The following is a 20,116-nucleotide window of genomic DNA, read 5'->3' as shown; positions in this document are numbered from 1 at the left end:
CGTAGGAGGGGTATGAATCTCTTTCATTATATAATAAGTATGTGTTGGTTGGAGAATGTATAAATCAAGCTCTTCGTAGCATACTGTTTAAGTATACTTTAAGTTTGATCTATAAAGTTTAAGTTGTGTTTAACTTTGTTTAAGTATGATGTTGAAAGTTAAACTTTACTATCCTATACTAGGAGTGTGAGGTGAGATGGATATGGGAATCACAAGAGTTGAGAAGAATATATTTAGTCAGAACACGGATGAGATTGCTTCTGAGTTAGTTCAGAGCTTAAGTAATTCGGATAATAGTATTTTACTGTTCAAAGTGCTGGCACTTGCAGTAAAAAATAATGCTGAATTTGTTCGTAACCTGGATGAATCTATCTTTGAAGATGCTGATATTTTTAGAGAAAAGTATGTTACTCTTCTCAAACATGCGTTAAGTCAAGCAGTGGATGTACCGACAGGAATTACAGACAGTGGTGTTCCTTCTATTGAAGCTGTACGTTCTTATACTCCTAAAGAATTATCTGTATTTTTTGGAGTGAGTATTACGACGATTTTTAACTGGATTGATCAAGGCCGTTTTATGGGAATTCAAAGAGCCGGGTCCAACAAACATAATCTCATCCCAGACGATACTACATATGTGTATGGATCAGGTAAGAGAACGACAATTAAAGACATTGTGACTATGTGGAAAAAGGAAGAGGCAGAACACCAATCTACAATAGGAGTCAGTGACCTGGATTACCACACAGGGCAAATTGCCTTATATGAAGATAAATACAAAGGGGAATTCGAACGGACACTCGGAACTAAATTGAACTTAACACCTGAAGAAGAAACCGATGCACAAGTTTGGAAACACCATTTGGGGAGGCAGCGTCTTGGCTTTAAAGATACCGAAAAGTAATTTTCGTTTTATTGAGAATGATTTTTCAGATATTATTATGGAGATTCGAGATGGTGCCCAGGCTCTTCCAAGCAGTGCTAGAACTATTCGTAAAACAATTGTCTTTAATGATTTATCGAAGATGTACTGTGTAGAGGAGATAGATCGAAACGGGGGATTCATCGAGTTATATTGGTATGATTGGTATGATGATCAAAAAGAGTTGATTATGAAATTCCATGCTCATTATCATCCTGATGAAACACCTGCTAATATCATGATGTATGACCCGTTTCATATTCATACGGCAAATGAAAGAAGATTGAATAATGAAAAATTTCAAGAATTATATACGATTCTTGAATTTATTAGATTAAGAAATATCTCTATTAAATTATAATAGTTCAACGCTGATATGATGTTTGTACATACGAATTAAACAACACTCCCTGAACTTAGGCATTATAGCCACAGTTCAAGGAGTGTTGTTTTTTTTATAATCTATTCTTTATTACAAATCGTCAAATCCGTTATCGTCGCCAACTTTACCGTAGTTACGGGATTTAGCTTCGAAGAAGTCGGTTTTGGTTGCATTCAGTGCTTCATCAGAGAATGGTTTAATCCAAGGCATACAGTTTACATCCACACCTTCATATGCTTTTTCCATACCCATCAGACGCAGACGTTTGTTGGCGATGTACTTGATGTAATCTTCCAACTCGTTCAGGTCAATACCACGTACGTTGCTGAGTGTGTAGTGTGCCCAGTTGGTTTCAAGCTCAACGGCACGATGGATTGTTGTGTATACGTAGTCCATGTTCTCAGGTGTGTTCAGTTCAGGGAAGTCTACCAGCAACTGTTTGTACACTTCAGCGAAGAAGTAACAGTGTTGGTTTTCATCCCGCTGGATATACGAGATCATCTGGCTGGTTGCCATCATTTTCTGGTCACGGGCCAGGTTGTAGAAGAAGGCAAACGTACTATAGAAGAAGATACCTTCGAGTACCAGATCGGCGACCATAGCCTGGAAGAACGTCTGTGGAGACGGCTCGTCCCGGAATGTTTGGTAAATGTCTGCGATGAAACGGTTACGGTCAAGCAGGACTGGATCATGTTTCCAGTATTCAAAAATTTCCTTTTGCTCCCGATCAGATACGATCGAAGACAGGACGTAGGAGTACGATTGGTTATGAACGACTTCCTGTTGTCCGATAATGGCCGAGATCGCTTCGAGTGAAGAATCGGTGAAATAACGTTTTACGTCACCAACAAACATCGTCTGCATTGAATCAAGTACCGCGAGCAGGGAGATGTTGATTTTGAACGTACGTTGCTCTTCCTCATCCAGTTGAGCAAACTGGGAAGCATCTTTGGACATTGGAATCTCGTCTGCGATCCAGTGGTTGAGCAGCAGTACTTTGTACAATTTGTACATATGAGGCATGCGAATGTCGTTCCAGTTCAGGATACCGGAGCATTCACCTTCAATAATACGGGTTGATTGGTTAGGGGCTTCGGTGTTAAAAATTTTCTGTACTTGCATTGTTCCGTTCACTCCTTGAAATTTCATAATGTTCTGCCGACAGAACTTTGGGAAATCATCTATATCAACATCTTGCGATGCTGTGATCGTGTTTTAGGTAAAAAAGAACCAGGGCAACGCCATTTTGCAATCAAAACAGGATGCCCTGGTGGTCACCTCAAATCTAGTAAATCTTCTCTATCATGGATAAAGCGTAAATTGCGTAAAAATCAAGATTCTTCAATCGTTAATGCACGGCTACGAACATAATAAGTTGATTTCATGCCGGCTCTCCAGGCGTGCAGATGCAATTCCAGGAATTCTGTTGCTTTAATATCTGGTCGAACGTAGAAGTTGAAACTTTGTCCCTGATCGACGTGGCGCTGACGGGCAGCCGCCATATTAATGGAAGCATGTTGGTCCACCTGGAACGCTGTTTGGTAATAAGGGCTTGTTTTTTCGGACAGATCCGGAGCCGGATTGGCAATTTTGTAAGTTGTTTTCTCTTCATAAGATAACAGCTCATAGAGCGGATCAATACTAGCCGTTGAACCGGCAATAATGGACGTGGAACCATTAGGTGCAATGGCGAACAACCAGGCATTACGTACACCGTTTTGTCGTACTTCGGCTTGAAGTTCTTTCCACTGTTCGGTTGTCACGAACTCGCCTACGCGCTCACCTGATGTGTACTCGCGTTGGTCGAAGTAATGACCACTTTCCCAATCGGAACCTTTGAATTTCGGATAATGTCCCTTTTCTTTGGACAGCTCCATACTGGATTTTACGAGCAGGTAGTTAATTTTTTCATACAGATTATCGTTATACGTTACAGCTTCGTCAGACTCCCAATGAATGCCTTCGAGAGCAAGCAGGTGGTGAAGTCCAAACGTTCCCAGACCGACTGCGCGATATTGGCTGTTGGTATATTGGGCTTGCAACACTTCAATGTTGTTAATGTCGATAACGTTGTCCAGCATGCGCACCTGAATTGGAACGAGACGCTCCAATACATTATGAGGTATAGCACGTGCCAGATGGATGGAGTTCAGGTTGCAGACAACAAAGTCGCCAGGCACTTTGGAAATCACGATGCGAGTTTGTCCATCCTTGGTTACGAGTTCTTCCTTTTCAATTACAGTGGCAGACTGGTTCTGCATAATTTCGGTACACAGGTTGGAGGAGTATACCATACCGTGTGCACGGTTAGGATTCGAGCGGTTAACCGTATCGCGGTAGAACATGTATGGCGTACCTGTCTCCAGTTGGGATTTCAGTACACGCTTCATGATGTCGATCGCCTGTACTGTAATCCGGGACAGCAGTGGGTGATTCACCGCTTCTTCGTATTTATCACGGAACGCACCTTCACCAAAGGACTCATCATAGAAATCTTCCAGTCCGAGTGCACGACCATTCTCGTCCTTCCAGCCCATCACTTTCTTTGTTTCGTGCGGACAGAACAGGCTCCATTCGCCGCGAGTGGATACCCGCTCCATGAACAAGTCAGGCAGACAGATGCCGTGGAATACGTCATGCGCACGCATACGCTCGTCACCGTTGTTCAGCTTCAGATCGAGGAAGGCCAGAATGTCTTTGTGGAAAACGTCCAGGTACACGGCAATGGCACCTTTACGCGTACCGAGCTGGTCTACGCTGACCGCTGTATTGTTTAGTTGGCGAATCCAAGGGATTACACCGGAACTTGTATTTTGGTGACCACGGATATCCGAACCACGAGCTCTGACTTTGCCGAGGTAAACGCCGATGCCGCCCCCCATTTTGCTCAGACGAGCTACATCCGTGTTGGAATCGAAGATACCTTCGAGTGAGTCGTCCACCGTATCAATGAAGCAGCTGGAGAGTTGACCGGCTACTTTTTTACCTGCATTGGACATCGTAGGAGTAGCTGCAGTCATGTACATGTTGCTCATGGCCCAGTATGCTTCCTTGACGAGATCCATACGTCTCTCGGCAGGCTCTTGGTGCATTAGGAACATGGCGATAACCATGTAACGCTCTTGCGGCAATTCCATTACTTTTCCGTCAAAATCGTGAGCGAGGTAACGTTCTGCCAGTGTGAGCAAGCCGATATAATCGAAGAGCAGATCGTTGCGGTAGTCAATGCACTCAGCAAGTTCGTCGATCTGTTCTTTGGTGTAACATTCCAGTAATTCTTCGCGGTAGATACCTTTCTTCACGAGATCTACAAGAAGAGGGTGAAATGCGCCATAAGGCTCGTCCGGGTAAGACTTGTATCTGCGGTTGGTAGCCGCTTTTTTGTAAAGGGAAGTGAGCAGGGAGCGTGCCGCTGCAAATTTCCAATTAGGCTCCTCTTTAGTTACCAATTCCAGTGCGCTCATGATAAAAGCGTTGCTGATTTCGTCTCCGGTAACTTCATCACGGCGGAGCTTGCTGTTTACCCCACGTACCAGACGTTCCTTGTCCAGCATTTCCAGTCCTTCCAGAGTACGGTCGGCATATACCGAGATGCGCATATCATCAAAGGCAAGCTGGCGGTTGTTCGGCTTGGTCACAACTTGTGGCATGAATATTCCTCGCTTTCGCATGTTAAAGAGATAAATTGGAGAAATTCTTTATATAAAGAATTGAGTGTTGTCTTACGATGAGAAAAAGGTAAAGGTTGCTTTTGGCAGACTGAAACGGCGGTGACAAGTTCATGTCTTAAATCGCTCAACTTGAGGAGCACAAAACAGCACAATTCAGAACATGCTCATATAAAAAGCATTCTCCCGCCTCGCGGCTGAAAATGCCCATGGATGCTCTGGCTTCCTTACTGTCTTAGAAGTTCTGGATATCGACAGAAAAGGGTGCTTATGTAAGCTTTGGTCTATTGCAGATGTGCCTGTAGTTTGAGGATACCGGATGCAGTCCAAACAGCCCCGTTAACCTCCATGTCAACTCTGTTTCGAGAAAGCGATTTACACCTACAGGGACGTGCCTTTGGAGGTGATTTCATCCTGTTTTTCGCGAGAATGCAGAAGGTGACTAATAGAAGCGGAGAAATCTAGTGTTACTACATTTTGTAGCTGTCAACATACTGTAACCCAACATATTGTGTTTGTAAAGTGGGCCGATACAGTAAAACGTAATTCCGAGTATACCATTTAAGCCAGGAATCCGCAAAGGAAAAGGACTGGAAGATTTGAAGATTTATCAAAAAAAATTTTTGAACAATTTGAATGACGTCATCACGTCAGTTTGAATTGTAACGCATTCAACTGGTAGAATAAAAATAGTCAAAAATCGACTAAAATCAGCGGCAGCGGTTGTTCACGGGGCCCAGAGGAGGCGGAGCAAAATGGCAATAGCAGAAGTGACTGTAATTCCAATCGGAACGGGTACAACCAGTCTAAGCAGTTATGTGGCGGACATGCAAAAGGTATTGGAACATCAACGGGGCATTACATATCAGTTAACTTCCATGAGCACCATTATTGAGGGACCGCTTAACGAGATCTTTACAGCAATTGCGGCTCTGCATGAAGCGCCGTTTCTGTCAGGAGCTCAGCGTGTTTCCACATCCGTCAAAATTGACGACCGTCGTGATAAACCGGATGCCTCAAGTTTACAGAAGTTACAATCGGTTCAGGATAAACTGACGTCACTTCAGGCAAGACCTAATTAACAATTAATCAATTGTTCTGAAAGAGAAGCAAATTCTTCATATATTAGAAATGGAACTATCGATATTTTTACGTAAAGAAAAACAAAACAATCCTCGTTGAAATTCTCTCACCGAGGATTGTTTTGTTTATTAGACTATTGGATCAAACCAGCTTTTTTTAGATCTCCACGATTCAGAACTAGGGAACCCTGTAATTTTTTGTAGCGGATTGTTTTACCTGAGGGATCCGCCACAACTTTTTCCTCGTTTTCCTTAAGACCATTGGCGTTGACACTAAGGATGGTTTTTAGATTTTTTGAGACGTTGTAAACATCCGCCGAATCTCCTTTTAGAGCAACTTTATATCCATTAGATGCGGATAGATCAATCAGGCTAATCCAATCTGCTTGAGATTGACTCTTCGCAGAAAATTCAATGGAACGGGACGCACTGGTGTAATTAACTTCATAGCCAAGGATCTTGGCAACTTCACGAAGTTGTAAATACGTATTGCCCTTATAAAGCAATTGATCTGACGTAACAGTCTTGGACTGACCGTTAACAATAACTTTAAAGTTTGCCAAAGTTGCTTGAACTTTTTGTGAGGTAGCAGCCACAGCCATTGAAGAAGAACCAACCAACATCCCTATAGATAAAGCAACGATAACCTTTTTCATTTTCACCTTGATCATCAACTCCTATGTAATTGTATTATACCTGAGAATAATACCCTAATTAGGAAGCGTTGACACGGGTGGAAACTATTATTTTTTTGCTTCTTACGACTCAAATTTTGCTGAACCACTGATAATTTGAACAATTATTATGAAATTATAATAAGGATGAATTAATTCAGTCTAAAATCACCAATTTCGAATATGAATAGGGGTTAGGCAATAATAGTGAAGACACACTTAACGAGATCTTTACAGCGATTGCGGCTCTGCATGAAGCACCGTTTTTGTCAGGAGCTCAGCGCGTTTCCACATCCGTCAAAATTGACGACCGTCGTGATAAACCGGATGCCTCAAGTATACAGAAGTTACAATCGGTTCAGGATAAACTGACGTCACTTCAGGCGCGTCCGAATTAATGGTTTAGTATAAACATCCGTATATACCGTTATTCGGTATGTTATAAGTCATTAATTAAAGGTTAGATTGTGTCTCTGCGTAGTTAACGTGAATTTCTGACATCTATAAACTGAAAGACAAAAAGACCAGCTTAACGTTCATTAAGCTGGTCTTTTTGTAAACTCATTTAACATTTTAATTAATCTGCAACTACCAATGAGGCTCCAATCAAAGTGGCGTTGGTGTAACCACCGCCAACATTTTCAAAAGAGAAGTTGGTAATTGGAGCACCGATCACAGTAGCGTAATCGCCGTCAAGCAGATCTCCAGTCGTTGCAGGGTACAACGCTATAATATCGTTTCCGTTCTCATCCATGACATGAACGATAGAGAAGGTTGCTCCGAGAGAGCTATCTTCTTCAACGGAAATGACTTCCCCGTTAATTTGTACGAAAGTATTGTAATAGTTGGCTACATTTTTATTCAGATGACGGGTCGTTACATTGGAGTCAACGAGCCCCTGTACCTTTTTGCTTAGTTCTGCCGTAATGGCAGGGAATACATCGTTATGTTTACCAAAGAAATCATAAGATGCCTGTTCCATAAAGGCTGTGTCTTCTGTAATGTACGGAGTTAACTCATTAAAGAAATCCGCAGCTGATGCCGTAACAGATGAATTTCCAGTCGTTGCAGTTGGTGCTGTTTGCTCCAGAGGAGCAGTAATGCTCAGGGAATTAAGGATATCTTTGATCTCATCCTGATTATAAGTATCCTTGGCGTAGGTTAACGTCATGGTATAGAGTTCTGTATTGGTCGGAATCAGATACTGCACAAGGATAACATCTGTACCCGAGGAATGCTTATAGGCTCCTTCCAAGACACCAGCGCTATATTCTTTATAAGGCTTGTTTGTGTAGCTGGTTTTTTTATAATCGGAAATGCCGATGCTTGAACCGCTTTGTGTGTAATAATCCACTATATTATTGGCGTATTCTTCAGGATTAATTGAACCGGTTGAGCTGGCCTCAATCGTCAGATTCATATTATCTGCAAATGTGACTGATGAAGATTGGTCTGAAAAAGCAGCTTTAATGGATGGAGCATTCATTTGACTTGTATCTACGCTTTTCCAGGATTCAGGATATGCAAAAGAAAATCCTTCTCCACTATATGTAGTGTATTTCGTAGCTTTTGCTTCTGTTGAGACAGTTTCAGTTGCCTTGGATGCTTCGGACGTTTGGCTATTGGTTGTTGTGTTTGTTTCTGAATTACCACAAGCAGTAAGCAATGTGGCTAATGCCAAAATCGTAATAAGTTTCTTCATTATGTCTAATTTCTCCTAATGTGCTTCCCATCGGTTGGGTTCTTTTCTAAGGTCATCATTTCGTTTGGGATAATCTGGTTTAGGTGGTGGGCATGGAAACTCCTTTCTATTTTATTAGTAAAATAATAACATAAATAAAGATTTCAGTATTCATAATTACTAAAAAGATAATTTATCTGTATTTAACAAGTTAAAAGCTAATAATATACCGTATGGGTATCTATTTTGAGTGATAGTACATACATTTGGTTGATATAACCGTGGGATTTATTTATGACTTAAACATATATGAACATAACATTCCGACTTAAGAACTAACCCTTTATGTAGGTGAAATTAACGAATAGTCGGTAAAAAAACAGCCCATTTTCGACCTGAGCCCGGTCCCATGTGTGATTGGTGCATATAGTGAACTGTACCTCAAATCAAAGGAGGGGTTTACATGAGTGGAGTAGTAGGTGGATACGGCGGCGCATGGACATCGACTGGCGCGATCTTGGTTCTCTTTATCTTGTTGGTCATCATCTCTAAAGCATTCTTGATCTAATAAACCGCTTGGACCCTAATATATTTGTAAAGGAGGGTTCTGCATGAGCAACGTAGTTGAAGGCGTAGGATACGGCGGCTGGACATCGACTGGAGCAATCCTGGTTCTGTTCATTCTTCTCGTAATCATCACTAAATCTTTCTGGGTATAATTTGGCGAGCTCTGCCGGGCAACCGGTGGGGTTTTTTTTCTAGAGGACAAGCATGGTGGAGAGCCAGGCAGATAAGATAGCTTGTGGTTGAATGGAAGAATTGGTGGAATTCAAGAAATGGAAGGACGGCGTATGCTTCGAAAATGGGGAAGGTACCTCATGGCTAAACGCCCATTTTGTCAAAATGAGGGCGATAGCCCGGTCCAGAGGTAGGCTGAATACATAGCTTAGGGGTGTAGGCAAATGTTAAGGAGGAATGAACAATGAGCGAAGTAAAACCGAATTCACCGAACGGACAGGGACACGTATACGGACATATGGGAGGTTATGAGCATATGCAAGGATACCAATACACAGGTCATGAAATGCATGGGTATGGATATGGTTGTGGAACAATGCCAATGGGATATGGCTATGGATACGGACACCATGCCAATCAGGCTCCAATGATGCACGGTTATCAACAGGGTTGTGGAGTATCCTATGGTCATGGCGGCGGAAGCTGGGGTTCCATGGGTACGATCCTTGTACTGTTCATCTTGCTGGTCATCATCTCCAAAACGATGTTTATCTAAGTCTTTGGGAGTGCAAGGAGACTTTGCTGATCGTGGATCGTTGCGATAGGTGCTCCAAATAAACTCCGAGTTTGAGTTCCATGTTGGGGCATAACGTACCTATGATTCAGAAAGGGACAGCGTAGGGTTTCATCCTGCGGTGTCCTTTTTTATTAGAGGCGAAGGAGCGTTGGGATTACTTTCTTTAACGAACTCCACAGCCTCTATTCCATGCATTTTTCCCATTTCACAAGTTTAACGAATCGTAGACGTCTTATTATCTGAACCTGGGCATGTTTGGAGCCTATATTCATGAAGTGGCATGGATTAACGTGGCTGAGATTCGTTAGATTTTACATAGCATAGAAATCCTCAATATAAGGTGTGCAGGATTCGTTAGCGTCTGGTGAGCGTAAACAGTTGCTTTAGAGGCCGGCGTTATTTGCACAATTGAAGAAGGAAGTAAGGAAGTAAGGAAGTAAGGAAGTAAGGAAGTATCGAGGAGTGCAGTCAGTGGGAGAATGGAAAAGTTTTAAAAGCAGAGCCGAATTTATCTGGTTAGTCTGAAAAGTGGAAGGAGGACTTTTCTTAATGTAGGAACGGTGTCCGACAGTCTGTAGATGTTGCTAAATTTGATATGTAGACATGGATAAACACCCGGAACCCAATTCCGGGTGTTTTGTGTATGTTTTCAATCTTCTCAAGAATAAGTGATATCCAAAACAACAAAAGCCCTACCTCTCTTTTGTCCTTGCGGCTCCGATGACCGCGCCAGTGTGAATGGGAACATCTTGTGAAACTCTGTACTACCGGGTTATTGTGATTCAGGTTCTTCAATCTTCATAGGTTAATTGTGCTTAGAGTTCGCTGCGGTCGCAGCATGAAGAAAATATTCCGGGGTTTAAAGAAGACAGAAATCATATGAGGTTGTTTAATACAACTCTTATAGTATACCACAGGTTGTAATTATCTGCAATAAAAAGGAAAGCGTGACCAGAGCAGCATGTTTTCGGACTGCTTTTAAGTTGGAAAGTGAAAGGTTAGTTTGAAAAGATACAGAAAATTTTTCAAACTATTTCTTCATAGGGGTAATCCTCTTCAAAAGATTCTGCGTAGGTTATAATAAGAGGGAAGAAACAGAAAGGGGCCCTCGCATGACTGAATCGATGGAGGACAGCAGGTTAATGCGGCAGATCGCGGAACGTGATGCCTCCGCACTTGAGCTTTTATATGACCGTTATGAGCGAGCGGTGTATTCTTTTGCCTATCGGATCGTTGGTGATCCCATGACGGCAGAAGAGACCGTTCAGGAGCTTTTTATGCGGGTCTGGAATAATGCTGAACGATACGATGCCTCACAGGGGAAGCTGACCACATGGATGTTTGCGATCACGCGTAACATAGCAGTGGACATGCTGAGGCGGAAATCGAAAGGGGCAGCGACTACTTCAGTTGAACACGAGACACTGGCGGCCTATGCCGATGAACATACGAATACGGAAGAAGAAGTGCAGCGTAAATGGGAAGGCACCCGGATTAAAGAGGCGTTGTCCCAACTAAACGGTGATCAGCAACAAGTTATAGAATCGATTTATTATGCGGGATTAACCCAGCAGGAAGTATCCAGCCGATTCGGGATTCCGCTGGGTACAGTAAAGAGCCGTGTCAGGCTTGCCATGCGACAGCTCCAAAAGTTGCTGGCCGATGCTGAATTGCATCCGGACGCGGGAAGGGAGGGCATACATCCATGATAGAACGACATGAGGAGTGGTCTGATCTGGCACCGATGTATGTGCTGGGCGGACTGGAAGCAGAGGAAGTGGCGGCGTTTGAAGCGCATATGGCAACTTGCGAACCTTGCCGCCAGGAGGTAAGGGAATTGCAGGAAGTGACTGGCTTCCTGCCACTGGCGGCGGAACCTGTAGCACCGCCGCAAGGCATGCGAGCACGTGTGCTGGGCAACGTGCTCGGACATGTGCAGGAGAGCGCCGAGGCGAAGCCAGCGGCTGCTCCTGCAGAGCCTGAAGCACCCGTGGTGCTTCAGGAAGATCTTGCGCCGCAGCACAAACGTGCGGCGCAGCCCGGGCCAGGCTTGCCGCCGGTAACGGCGGTGCCTGCGGCCCGGGTGGAAGAGGCTGCCCAGGCACAGCCATGGCAGCCACAAGCGCGCGCGCGTGCGCGCAACAGCAGCGCCTGGCGCATAGCCAGTGCCGGCCTTGCGGCCGCGGCACTGTTGCTGGGCGTGTACACGGCGCAGCTGCGGAGCCAGATCGACTCGCTGACGCAGCAAGCGGCGGGCTCGTCGGCTACGCAAGAGCAACTGGTGCAGGCACAGGCGCAGAATGCACAGCTGCAAGAGCAGCTGGCATCAGCTCTGAAGCCCGCACAGGGCATGAAGACCGGCGAGGCAGTGAAGCTGAATCCTGCAACGCAGGACATTGTAGCTCAGGGTCTCGCAACCATCGTTATTGACAGCAAAGGCACTCACCTGGTTGTGCAGGCTGAGAACCTGCCGAACCTGGAAGGCAACGAGGCTTTTCAGGTCTGGTTGATCAAAGGAGATACCCCTCAGAATGCGGGTACTTTCCTTAGTCGTGACGGAACGGGAGCAGTATACTACACATTGGATTCGGCCAACGACTATGATACGGTTGCCATCACGCTTGAACCGGATGCAATGGGAGATGAGCCGCGCGGTACAATGATTCTGGCTGCCAAGATTAAAGGATAAATATAGGATATATCACCAAAGGCTGCTCCGTCGTGGAGCAGCCTTTTTGTGTTTTCCAGTTCTGATGCCCATCCATTGGATTTTATTAATTTTTTTAGTCGGAGCAACCGATAAACAAATAGAAGGCAATACCCTTAATCTCCCTGTATCTCAAGGGAGAACTGGTTGCACATAGAGAGTGAGGGGTTCAGTTGGAAGCATACCGTTCATTTATCTTTCGCCTGATACGCAATTATCTGATCGGTTCACTGGCAGCTGTTTTTGTTGTCGGTACAGTAGTTATGGTATCTACTCTGCAAATACCCAATATTCAATTTGTTCGGCTCATCTTCATTGTACTGATTTCACTCTTGTTCATGCTGGTTGCAGAATTAATTACGCTGTGGGTGCAGCTAGGCCCCATAAGACAATTTTTCACTTCCGAGCATCACGAGAGAGACGAATTGAACCACATGTATGAGAAAATTCATCGTTTTCCGGGACAGACCATATATCGGATCATGGGTCCGCACATGCTTGGTTTCTCACTTCCGGCAGCCGGATTAACATTATGGATGATATCCACAGGGTGGCTTGAATTTCCTTACTTCTATACTGTCGTGGCCGCTGCGTGTGCCTTTCTGATTGCCATCATGCATGCGCTGATTGAGTATTACTTAACGGTGCGGGCGATTAGACCCCTGTTACTTGAGATTCGACATCGAGGCAAAGTCCAATACGGGATGGAACCTTCACTGGGAGGGCGAATCCTGGTATCGATCCAGCGTAAATTTCAGCTAAGTACGGCACTGATTGGCTTATTTCCTCTATTTCTATTTTTCCTGGCTACATATATCAGACTTCAGTATATGGACAGTGAATTTGCGAAAGAGTACATACTGTGGGGAATTCTCATCGTTGTTCTGGGCGCGGGGTTTGCGCTGGTGGGAAGCTGGCTGTTGATTCGTGATGTTCGTGATCCAGTTGCTGAACTGACGCATGAGATGAACCGAATTCAGGGGGGAGATCTTGGCAGACGAGCTCCGGATCTATATGCGGATGAGTTTTCGGCACTGATCTCCGGTTTTAATATGATGATTAATCGGCTGGAGATGAGACAGGAACGCAATCGACAGCTGTTGCAAAGTTATTTTTCTACGCTGGCTGCTGCTTTAGATGCCCGAGATAAGTACACGGCAGGACATTCCATGCGTGTGGCAGAGTATTCGCTGATGATTGGTAAGCTGAGCGGAATGAGTGAGGAACAGGCGGATTTATTGTACAAATCAGCCCTGCTTCATGATATCGGGAAAATCGGCATACCTGATGAGGTGTTGCTGAAGGATGGAAAACTAAGCGATGAAGAATTCGCAATTATTCAGACACATCCCGTGCAGGGAGAGAGTATTCTGCTCCAGATAGAACCCATTGATGCCATGGCTGACTTTCTGCCTGGTGTACGATCTCACCATGAGAGATATGATGGCAAAGGGTATCCGGATGGGATGGCAGGCGATGAGATTCCGCTATTTGGCCGCATCATTGCGGTAGCGGATGCCTTTGATGCCATGACGTCTGATCGACCATACCGGAATGGGATGAGTCATGAGAAAGCGCTAACGATTTTGGAAGAAGGAAAAGGGACCCAATGGGACCCCTATTTTGCAGGTTTGTTTATTGATGAATGGAGACGACAACAGCATCTTCAGAAACCATCGAAGTGAGGGATCAGCTGATTCCCTCTGTCCACTTCGATTCTTTTCTGCGTCTCCGGTGAAGAGCGAGGCCTGTTATGATGGTGAGAACACATTCGCCGAGTATGACCGCACCCAAGGCGTCATAGATCACATGTTGTTTGATCATTAGCGTGGATACTATAATGGTTGCTGCCCCGGCGGCCACCAAAATCTTGATGGGTTTGCGGATGCTTGGAACCGAGAGAACAGCACGCATAACCAGATAAGAGTGAAGAGAATGAATACTTGGAAAACAATTATAAGGACGATCCTGGCTATAGAGCCATCCGAGGACAGATGCTCCCAGGCCTGTACCCGTAAGTTCCGGGCGCGGTACCATGGTCTGAAAGTTGAAGTAGATCAGATAACATATCCAGACACAGATATTCATGGATAACAAGACGCGGTAATACGTCAGGCGATCCTTGGCACACAGGTAAGCGAGCACACCGAATACAAACGGGTACCAGCCCAAATATGGAATGGACATGCCAGGCACGTAAGGAATGATCCGGTCAAGCGGCGAATCAAGCACTACGAACCCGCGTTCTGGACTATTAAGAATATCATAGAAGAGCCCCATGACGGCCAAAGACAGCATTAAACTCAATGACAGCCAATAGGATTTGCTTTTTAACAATTGCACAACACCTTACTCCTTTCATTCATGCTCCCTAGGAGCATGACCCCAGCAAATAACTAATTCAAATTTAAACAACAATATATTCTACTACGACCAGCGCACAAATTGAATCCTGATTTGTGTATTTTTGTGTATTTTTTTGACGAAGAAGGAATGCGGAAGTTTCAATGGGCATGATATGATAGAGACACATACGGACGAAGGCACTTTGGCCAGTAAAGTCGGTACAACAGGAGTGAGTGAATGCAATTTTCAAAAATGTTCGTATTGAATATGGGGATGCTTATTACCATTGCATATCTTGCTAGTGTGTTCTATAAATATGTCGTAATACGTACCTCTTCCCGAGTGAAGCAGATCAGCTCCGTGCTTGTCCTTATATTTGCAGGTTGGATCAGTACGGTTTTTGGGTTTCAACTCACCGATGAAGTGGTCTTTGATCTTCGATATGTTCCTTTAATTGTAGCCGTTCTAACGTATAGACAACCCTATAGCGTAATTATCGTGGGTATTGGAATTGGGCTGTCGAGGCTGACTTTTGGCATCACGGATGCTACATTGGCGGCAGTTCTTAACATGTCTGTTTTGGGCGTGATATGTGCAGGTCTGAATATATGGATGAGACGCAGCAACTACAGGCTGATTATTAAAGGAATCCTTGTTACAGTTATCGTCAATGTGGTCAATAGTGTAAACATTGCTATCGTTGGTGTGATCCCGGCTACATACTTCTTTTCACATATTATGCCTTATACACTCCCTACAGGTATTTTGCTGAGCCTTATTTTTGCATTTATTTTACGTGATTTTCAGAATGAACAGAATCGTATTTTACTGATCCAGAGTACAAACCGGCTATTGTCTGTGCAAAAGGAAGAGTTACAGAAAGCCCAGATTGTACTGGAGGATCGAGCGAAACAATTGATGATTGCCTCACAGTATAAATCCGAATTTCTCGCCAATATGTCCCATGAACTGCGTACACCACTGAACAGTGTCATTAACTTTGCCCAGATGATCAGCGAGAATGCCGACACGATGGATCAGGAGGATATTGTACGTTTTGCCAATATGATCGACCACTCCGGGCAGGAACTGCTCACGCTCATTAACGATATTCTGGATCTCTCCAAAGTAGAAGCGGGGCGGTTGGATATTGTACTGGAGGATATCAGTGTCGCACAACTTACAGAAGATGCCATGAGCCACTTTCAGCTTGTTGCCGAGAAAAAAGGTATTCAGTTGGTTCTGGACAAAAAACAGGGACTGCCCGAGACGCTATGGTCTGATCCCCAGCGGGTTCAACAGATTTTGCGGAATCTGATGTCCAATGCCATCAAGTTCACTCACCGAGGGAAGGTCACGCTGACCGTAAGCACCAAGCAGATTAAGAATGCAGGTATTCAGAATCGATGGCTTATTTTCTCCGTTCAGGATACAGGTATTGGCATTTCTGAGGACAAGCATCATTCCATATTTGAAGCATTTCAACAGGCTGACGGGTCGATTAGTCGAAAATTTGGCGGTACCGGACTAGGCCTGTCGATCAGTCGGGATTTAGCGAGATTACTGGGGGGATCGATTGAACTGGAGAGCGCTGAAGGTAAAGGAAGCACCTTCCATCTCTATCTCCCGTTGGACCGTGAAAAAATGAGTTGACAACCTTCGCGCCGTGAGTAGAATTTGGGATGACAACTAGCATCGACCGGCTTTTGAGACCCGGTCTAAGGAGTGTATCCCCATACAGAAGACGGTCAACGTTAACCCTCCCCCGTTAGCAAGCAAACCACGGCGCAAGGGTTCGACACAACGCACGAATTTATCGATTGCAACATGGGAGGGTGTACCGGCAATTATTTTACAGACCTTGCTGGGAGGCCCATTTTTAACCGGATTTCTGCTGTACCTTGGGGCCGGGTCGAGACATATCGGCTTTGTGCTCGCGATTACGACGTTTGTGAACATTGCCCAGATCGGAGCAGCTTACTGGATGCAGCGTATTCGCAGCCGTAAACGCATGCTGCTGTTATTTGTGGGCACACATCGCATCTTGTGGAGTGCAACGGGACTGATCCCGTTTATATTCCCCAAAGAGTGGTGGGTAAGTGTATATATTGGCGTGTATACGGTTGCTTTTATATCAAATACCATCGGCGGTATGATCTGGACTTCACTGATTGGCGATATCGTACCTGCTAAGGTGAGAGGGCGTTATTTTGGAATTCGAAATACGATTCTGAATGCTCTTGGAAGCGTATGCTTATTTGCAGGCGGTATTGTTTTGGATCGTTACCCTGGAGAAATGGGCTTTCTGATCCTGTTTATTCCGGTGTGGATATGTGCTATTGCCAATACAGTCATCTATTTTTTCTATCCGGACGTTCCCTTTGAACGTTCTACCGAAAAGGTTTTCTGGCGCATGTTCATCAAGCCGTTCCAGGATCGTTCTTTCCTGAAAGCAACGCTGTTCCTGGCTTCATGGTTATTGATCCAGACCTTGATTGTTCCGCTTTATTCCTATGTTATGCTCGATTTATTGAACATCAATTATCAGACGGTATCCCTGATCACGGTAGTCCAGACGCTGGTTATGATGGCCGGTTTCTATGTCTGGGGCAATCTGAATGCCAGATTCAGCAACAAAACCCTCCTATTTTGGACATTGCCAGTCATTGCACTCTCCTGTTTGTCGTGGGGGTTAATGTCGTTCATGCCCGTATTGATCGCACTATTTTTATCTCATATTTTCCTTGGGATCGGTGTAGGTGGATTCAACCAGCTGGCATTTAACTTTACGATCGGAGACACACCCAAAAGTGAAAGACCGATGTTTGTCGCGGTGTATTCGGCTCTGACCGGAGTCACTTCGTTTCTCGGGCCGTTGTTGGGTGGCTGGTTGTATGAAAAGATGGAAACCTGGTCCGATGCGCTGGCCTGGATCTCAGCCTATGGATTTCAGATGGGGGTTGGTGTCGTGATGCTGATTCTGACATTTACCCTTGGACGTCGTGTACTGTTAAAATAGATATTGAATATTTACACGGGCACTTCGATGACAGAACAACCTTGTAAATATTTAGATTGATCATATGTATCTGGTATGACTTCAAAAAAGATGGCGAAGTGGAGGGATGTATTTGAATCGTCTCGAACGGAAAGCCATGGTGATTGGAGCCACCGGGCTTGTAGGCGAATTACTGGTTCAGAATCTGCTGGAGCACCCGGCATACAGCCTGGTTCGCGTTCTGGTTAGACGTCCGCTTGAGCTGCAACATCCCAAACTGGAACAGCATGTGGTGGATTGGGAACAGCTGGAGAGCCACGACCACTTATTCGACGGAATCGATGACCTGTACTGTTGTTTGGGTACAACGATCAAAAAAGCAGGCAGTCAGGACAATTTCCGTCAGGTGGACTATCATTACCCGGTTCGTGCAGCTACGATTGCGAAGCAACATGGTGTATTACAGATGCTGGTGATCTCCTCCATGGGAGCAAGTGCAGGTTCCCGGGTCTTTTACAGTCGGACCAAAGGGGAAATGGAGGATGCATTGTCCGATATCGGTTTTCCGTCATTGCATATCTTCCGCCCTTCCTTAATTCTGGGAGATCGAAACGAGAAGCGGTTTGGTGAGCAGATGGCTGCCCATGCCATGAAGTTTCTGGATCGCTGGATGAAAGGCAGAGCGGACAAATACCGGGCGGTCCACGCCGCAACCATTGCACAGGCCATGACAAATATTGCGTTGGTGCAAGCCAAAGGAAACCATGTGTATTCGAATGAAGTCATTCATGTCCTTGGTGTGGACGGGGGCTAAGAAACCTTTGAACGAGCTGTTTACTTCATGTGGATAGGGAGGAGCGTTTCTCGCTTGAGGTAGATCGTGGTATAATAGGCAACAAAAATGAGTTCGAACCCTGACTCCATACGGCAGCAGGATAACGAACATGAAGGAGAACTCGTCCATGAAAAAACCAATCTCTACCGATCAGGCGCCAGGCGCCATTGGTCCATACAGTCAAGCCGTTGATGCAGGCGATTTCATCTACACTTCCGGACAGCTTGGCCTGAATCCTCAAACGGGAGAATTCGGCGCAGATGTACAGGAGCAGACACGTCTGTCTTTGAGCAATGTGAGGGCTATCCTTGAAGCAGCAGGTACAAGTATGGATAAAATCGTGAAAACGACGGTGTTCCTGAAGGACATGAACGATTTTGTTCCTGTGAATGAAGTGTATAGCACGTTCTTTGAACAGCCGTACCCTGCACGCAGTGCAGTAGAAGTTGCTCGTTTGCCAAAAGATGCATTGGTGGAGATTGAAGTTATTGCTCTGAAATAGGACAACCTTCATTCGCTGTGGTATACATAAAAAGCCGATTTCAGGTCGAATGACCAGAATCGGCTTTTTGCTTATGTTTTTTCGTTATATTTAAGCGTTATATATGATGGAAACTACTCAATCGCGATCCTGATTACGGGCGAAGAACAGCCATACCGCGTAGATGGCCAGTACGATCGCAATGATGATTGCCGTATAATATACGGAAGTGACATCCTTTTGTTTAAGTGCAATGGCGATATACGCCCATGTGAATACAAGTGGGTATATGCTATCGCGATAACGGAAGCTAACGAGTACAGCCAGCACCATACCCACAATCAGCATGATGATCGTCCAGGTTGGTTCGCTGATACCAAAACCATCCCAGCCAATTTTATATAACAGTACAGCTGCATTGACAATCGTTGCCACGCTAATCCATCCGAGATAGATGCTGAATGGCAGCTTCACAAGCCAGATCTCAGCAGTGGTTGGAACCGTAATGGTACGTGTTTTTACATACAGCATGATCAGGCACAACAGAAGCAGTACAATAATCAGTAAAGCGAGACCGGTCTGCAAGTTTTGAAAAGCAAAAATCCAGGCGACGTTAAAGGCACAGCTTGCCAGAAACCAATACCCGAGACGGGTAATCGAATCCCTTTTCCAGGAAGCGGGCACGAACTGATAGATCACAAACCCTGCCAACAGCAAGTAGATCAGACCCCATATAGAGAAGGCATAGCCAGAAGGTGTGAGCAGCACAGGATACATATCCGATACTTCTTTATTGGTCTTGCCCCCGATCGGCAGAGCGTTGGAGAGATAGTTCACGATAATTACAGCGATAAAACCAATGGCGTTTAACCACTTGTACGGATTGTTACGTGACATTGTGTTTCCTCCTTGGTTTAACGAATGAATGAACCACGGGTCAGTCTACAATGAATATACCCAGTTCTTGCACATTCTAATAACAGCCGCAAAAAATTCACAAGTTGTCCTTTCAGATCCTTGTGCTC

The 20,116-nt window shown here is 44.9% G+C and carries 19 protein-coding genes and 1 pseudogene; 14 read left to right on the top strand and 6 right to left on the bottom strand.

Going from position 1 to position 20,116, the window contains the following annotated elements; all coding sequences use genetic code 11:
• Positions 1-196: 196 nt before the first annotated feature.
• Together MKY28_RS23240 and MKY28_RS23235 are read left to right on the top strand one after the other, a co-directional pair.
• Positions 197-904, top strand: a complete 708-nt coding sequence (locus MKY28_RS23240) for a hypothetical protein (protein ID WP_340937129.1) — start codon at positions 197-199, stop codon at positions 902-904.
• Positions 879-1,283, top strand: coding sequence for a toxin-antitoxin system TumE family protein (locus MKY28_RS23235; RefSeq protein ID WP_340937128.1), 405 nt, complete (start codon positions 879-881; stop codon positions 1,281-1,283). The genes MKY28_RS23240 and MKY28_RS23235 overlap by 26 nt, the downstream gene beginning before the upstream one ends.
• A 111-nt stretch (positions 1,284-1,394) precedes the next feature.
• Here MKY28_RS23235 and MKY28_RS23230 read toward each other — a convergent pair whose 3' ends face one another.
• Entirely contained in the window at positions 1,395-2,426 is a 1,032-nt protein-coding gene (locus MKY28_RS23230; RefSeq protein WP_036607380.1) for a ribonucleotide-diphosphate reductase subunit beta, read from the bottom strand.
• A gap of 209 nt (positions 2,427-2,635) precedes the next feature.
• The gene (locus MKY28_RS23225; RefSeq protein ID WP_074093315.1) at positions 2,636-4,954 is read right to left on the bottom strand and encodes a ribonucleoside-diphosphate reductase subunit alpha; all 2,319 of its coding nucleotides are present in this window, start codon (positions 4,952-4,954) and stop codon (positions 2,636-2,638) included.
• 773 nt (positions 4,955-5,727) lie between these two features.
• On the opposite strand from MKY28_RS23225, the gene MKY28_RS23220 reads away from it, so the two are divergent.
• The gene (locus MKY28_RS23220; RefSeq protein ID WP_076319483.1) at positions 5,728-6,054 is read left to right on the top strand and encodes an MTH1187 family thiamine-binding protein; all 327 of its coding nucleotides are present in this window, start codon (positions 5,728-5,730) and stop codon (positions 6,052-6,054) included.
• 134 nt (positions 6,055-6,188) lie between these two features.
• Here MKY28_RS23220 and MKY28_RS23215 read toward each other — a convergent pair whose 3' ends face one another.
• Positions 6,189-6,710, bottom strand: a complete 522-nt coding sequence (locus MKY28_RS23215; RefSeq protein WP_256720230.1) for a stalk domain-containing protein — start codon at positions 6,708-6,710, stop codon at positions 6,189-6,191.
• A gap of 242 nt (positions 6,711-6,952) precedes the next feature.
• On the opposite strand from MKY28_RS23215, the pseudogene MKY28_RS23210 reads away from it, so the two are divergent.
• A pseudogene (locus tag MKY28_RS23210) lies at positions 6,953-7,126 on the top strand (thiamine-binding protein); the annotation flags it as partial.
• 179 nt (positions 7,127-7,305) lie between these two features.
• Here MKY28_RS23210 and MKY28_RS23205 read toward each other — a convergent pair.
• Positions 7,306-8,430 carry a PsbP-related protein gene (locus MKY28_RS23205; protein WP_340937126.1) on the bottom strand — a complete coding sequence of 375 codons (1,125 nt, stop codon included), beginning with the start codon at positions 8,428-8,430 and terminating at the stop codon, positions 7,306-7,308.
• A 442-nt stretch (positions 8,431-8,872) separates the two neighbouring features.
• Between MKY28_RS23205 and MKY28_RS23200 the strand changes: the two genes are divergently transcribed.
• From MKY28_RS23200 to MKY28_RS23175, 6 genes are all read left to right on the top strand, one after another.
• On the top strand, positions 8,873-8,977 hold the full coding sequence (locus tag MKY28_RS23200; protein ID WP_017690880.1) for a hypothetical protein: 105 nt from the start codon (positions 8,873-8,875) through the stop codon (positions 8,975-8,977).
• 43 nt (positions 8,978-9,020) lie between these two features.
• Positions 9,021-9,128, top strand: coding sequence for a hypothetical protein (locus MKY28_RS23195; protein WP_017690879.1), 108 nt, complete (start codon positions 9,021-9,023; stop codon positions 9,126-9,128).
• A 263-nt stretch (positions 9,129-9,391) separates the two neighbouring features.
• The gene (locus tag MKY28_RS23190) at positions 9,392-9,703 is read left to right on the top strand and encodes a hypothetical protein (protein ID WP_017690878.1); all 312 of its coding nucleotides are present in this window, start codon (positions 9,392-9,394) and stop codon (positions 9,701-9,703) included.
• Positions 9,704-10,836: 1,133 nt separating this feature from the next.
• A complete protein-coding gene (locus MKY28_RS23185; protein ID WP_036607374.1) occupies positions 10,837-11,433 on the top strand; it encodes an RNA polymerase sigma factor in 597 nt (198 codons plus the stop codon).
• Positions 11,430-12,413, top strand: a complete 984-nt coding sequence (locus MKY28_RS23180) for an anti-sigma factor (protein WP_340937125.1) — start codon at positions 11,430-11,432, stop codon at positions 12,411-12,413. Before MKY28_RS23185 ends, MKY28_RS23180 begins: the two co-directional genes overlap by 4 nt.
• 191 nt (positions 12,414-12,604) lie before the next feature.
• Positions 12,605-14,116 (top strand): HD domain-containing phosphohydrolase, encoded by a 1,512-nt coding sequence (locus tag MKY28_RS23175; protein WP_036607368.1) that lies wholly within the window; start codon positions 12,605-12,607, stop codon positions 14,114-14,116.
• A 4-nt stretch (positions 14,117-14,120) separates the two neighbouring features.
• Here the strand turns inward: MKY28_RS23175 and MKY28_RS23170 are convergent, their stop codons facing one another.
• The gene (locus MKY28_RS23170; RefSeq protein WP_036607365.1) at positions 14,121-14,774 is read right to left on the bottom strand and encodes a phosphatase PAP2 family protein; all 654 of its coding nucleotides are present in this window, start codon (positions 14,772-14,774) and stop codon (positions 14,121-14,123) included.
• A gap of 240 nt (positions 14,775-15,014) precedes the next feature.
• Here MKY28_RS23170 and MKY28_RS23165 point away from each other — a divergent pair, with 240 nt between their 5' ends.
• The 4 genes from MKY28_RS23165 (at position 15,015) to MKY28_RS23150 (ending at position 19,112) form a co-directional block, all read left to right on the top strand.
• Positions 15,015-16,430: a sensor histidine kinase gene (locus MKY28_RS23165; RefSeq protein WP_340937124.1), complete on the top strand. Its 1,416-nt coding sequence runs from the start codon at positions 15,015-15,017 to the stop codon at positions 16,428-16,430.
• A gap of 208 nt (positions 16,431-16,638) precedes the next feature.
• Complete coding sequence (locus tag MKY28_RS23160; RefSeq protein WP_235193865.1) at positions 16,639-17,796, top strand: MFS transporter; 1,158 nt, start codon at positions 16,639-16,641, stop codon at positions 17,794-17,796.
• Between the two features lie 136 nt (positions 17,797-17,932).
• Complete coding sequence (locus MKY28_RS23155; RefSeq protein WP_445670934.1) at positions 17,933-18,589, top strand: oxidoreductase; 657 nt, start codon at positions 17,933-17,935, stop codon at positions 18,587-18,589.
• 148 nt (positions 18,590-18,737) lie between these two features.
• Positions 18,738-19,112, top strand: coding sequence for a RidA family protein (locus MKY28_RS23150; protein ID WP_340937122.1), 375 nt, complete (start codon positions 18,738-18,740; stop codon positions 19,110-19,112).
• Between the two features lie 117 nt (positions 19,113-19,229).
• On the opposite strand, the gene MKY28_RS23145 is transcribed toward MKY28_RS23150, so the two are convergent.
• Positions 19,230-19,988, bottom strand: coding sequence for a tryptophan-rich sensory protein (locus tag MKY28_RS23145; RefSeq protein ID WP_017690869.1), 759 nt, complete (start codon positions 19,986-19,988; stop codon positions 19,230-19,232).
• Positions 19,989-20,116 lie beyond the last annotated feature (128 nt).

Source organism: Paenibacillus sp. FSL R5-0473, assembly GCF_038004565.1.
GTDB lineage: Bacteria > Bacillota > Bacilli > Paenibacillales > Paenibacillaceae > Paenibacillus > Paenibacillus amylolyticus.
The sequence above is the reverse complement of the archived record's forward strand: the minus strand, read 5'-3'. Positions and strand labels throughout refer to the sequence as shown.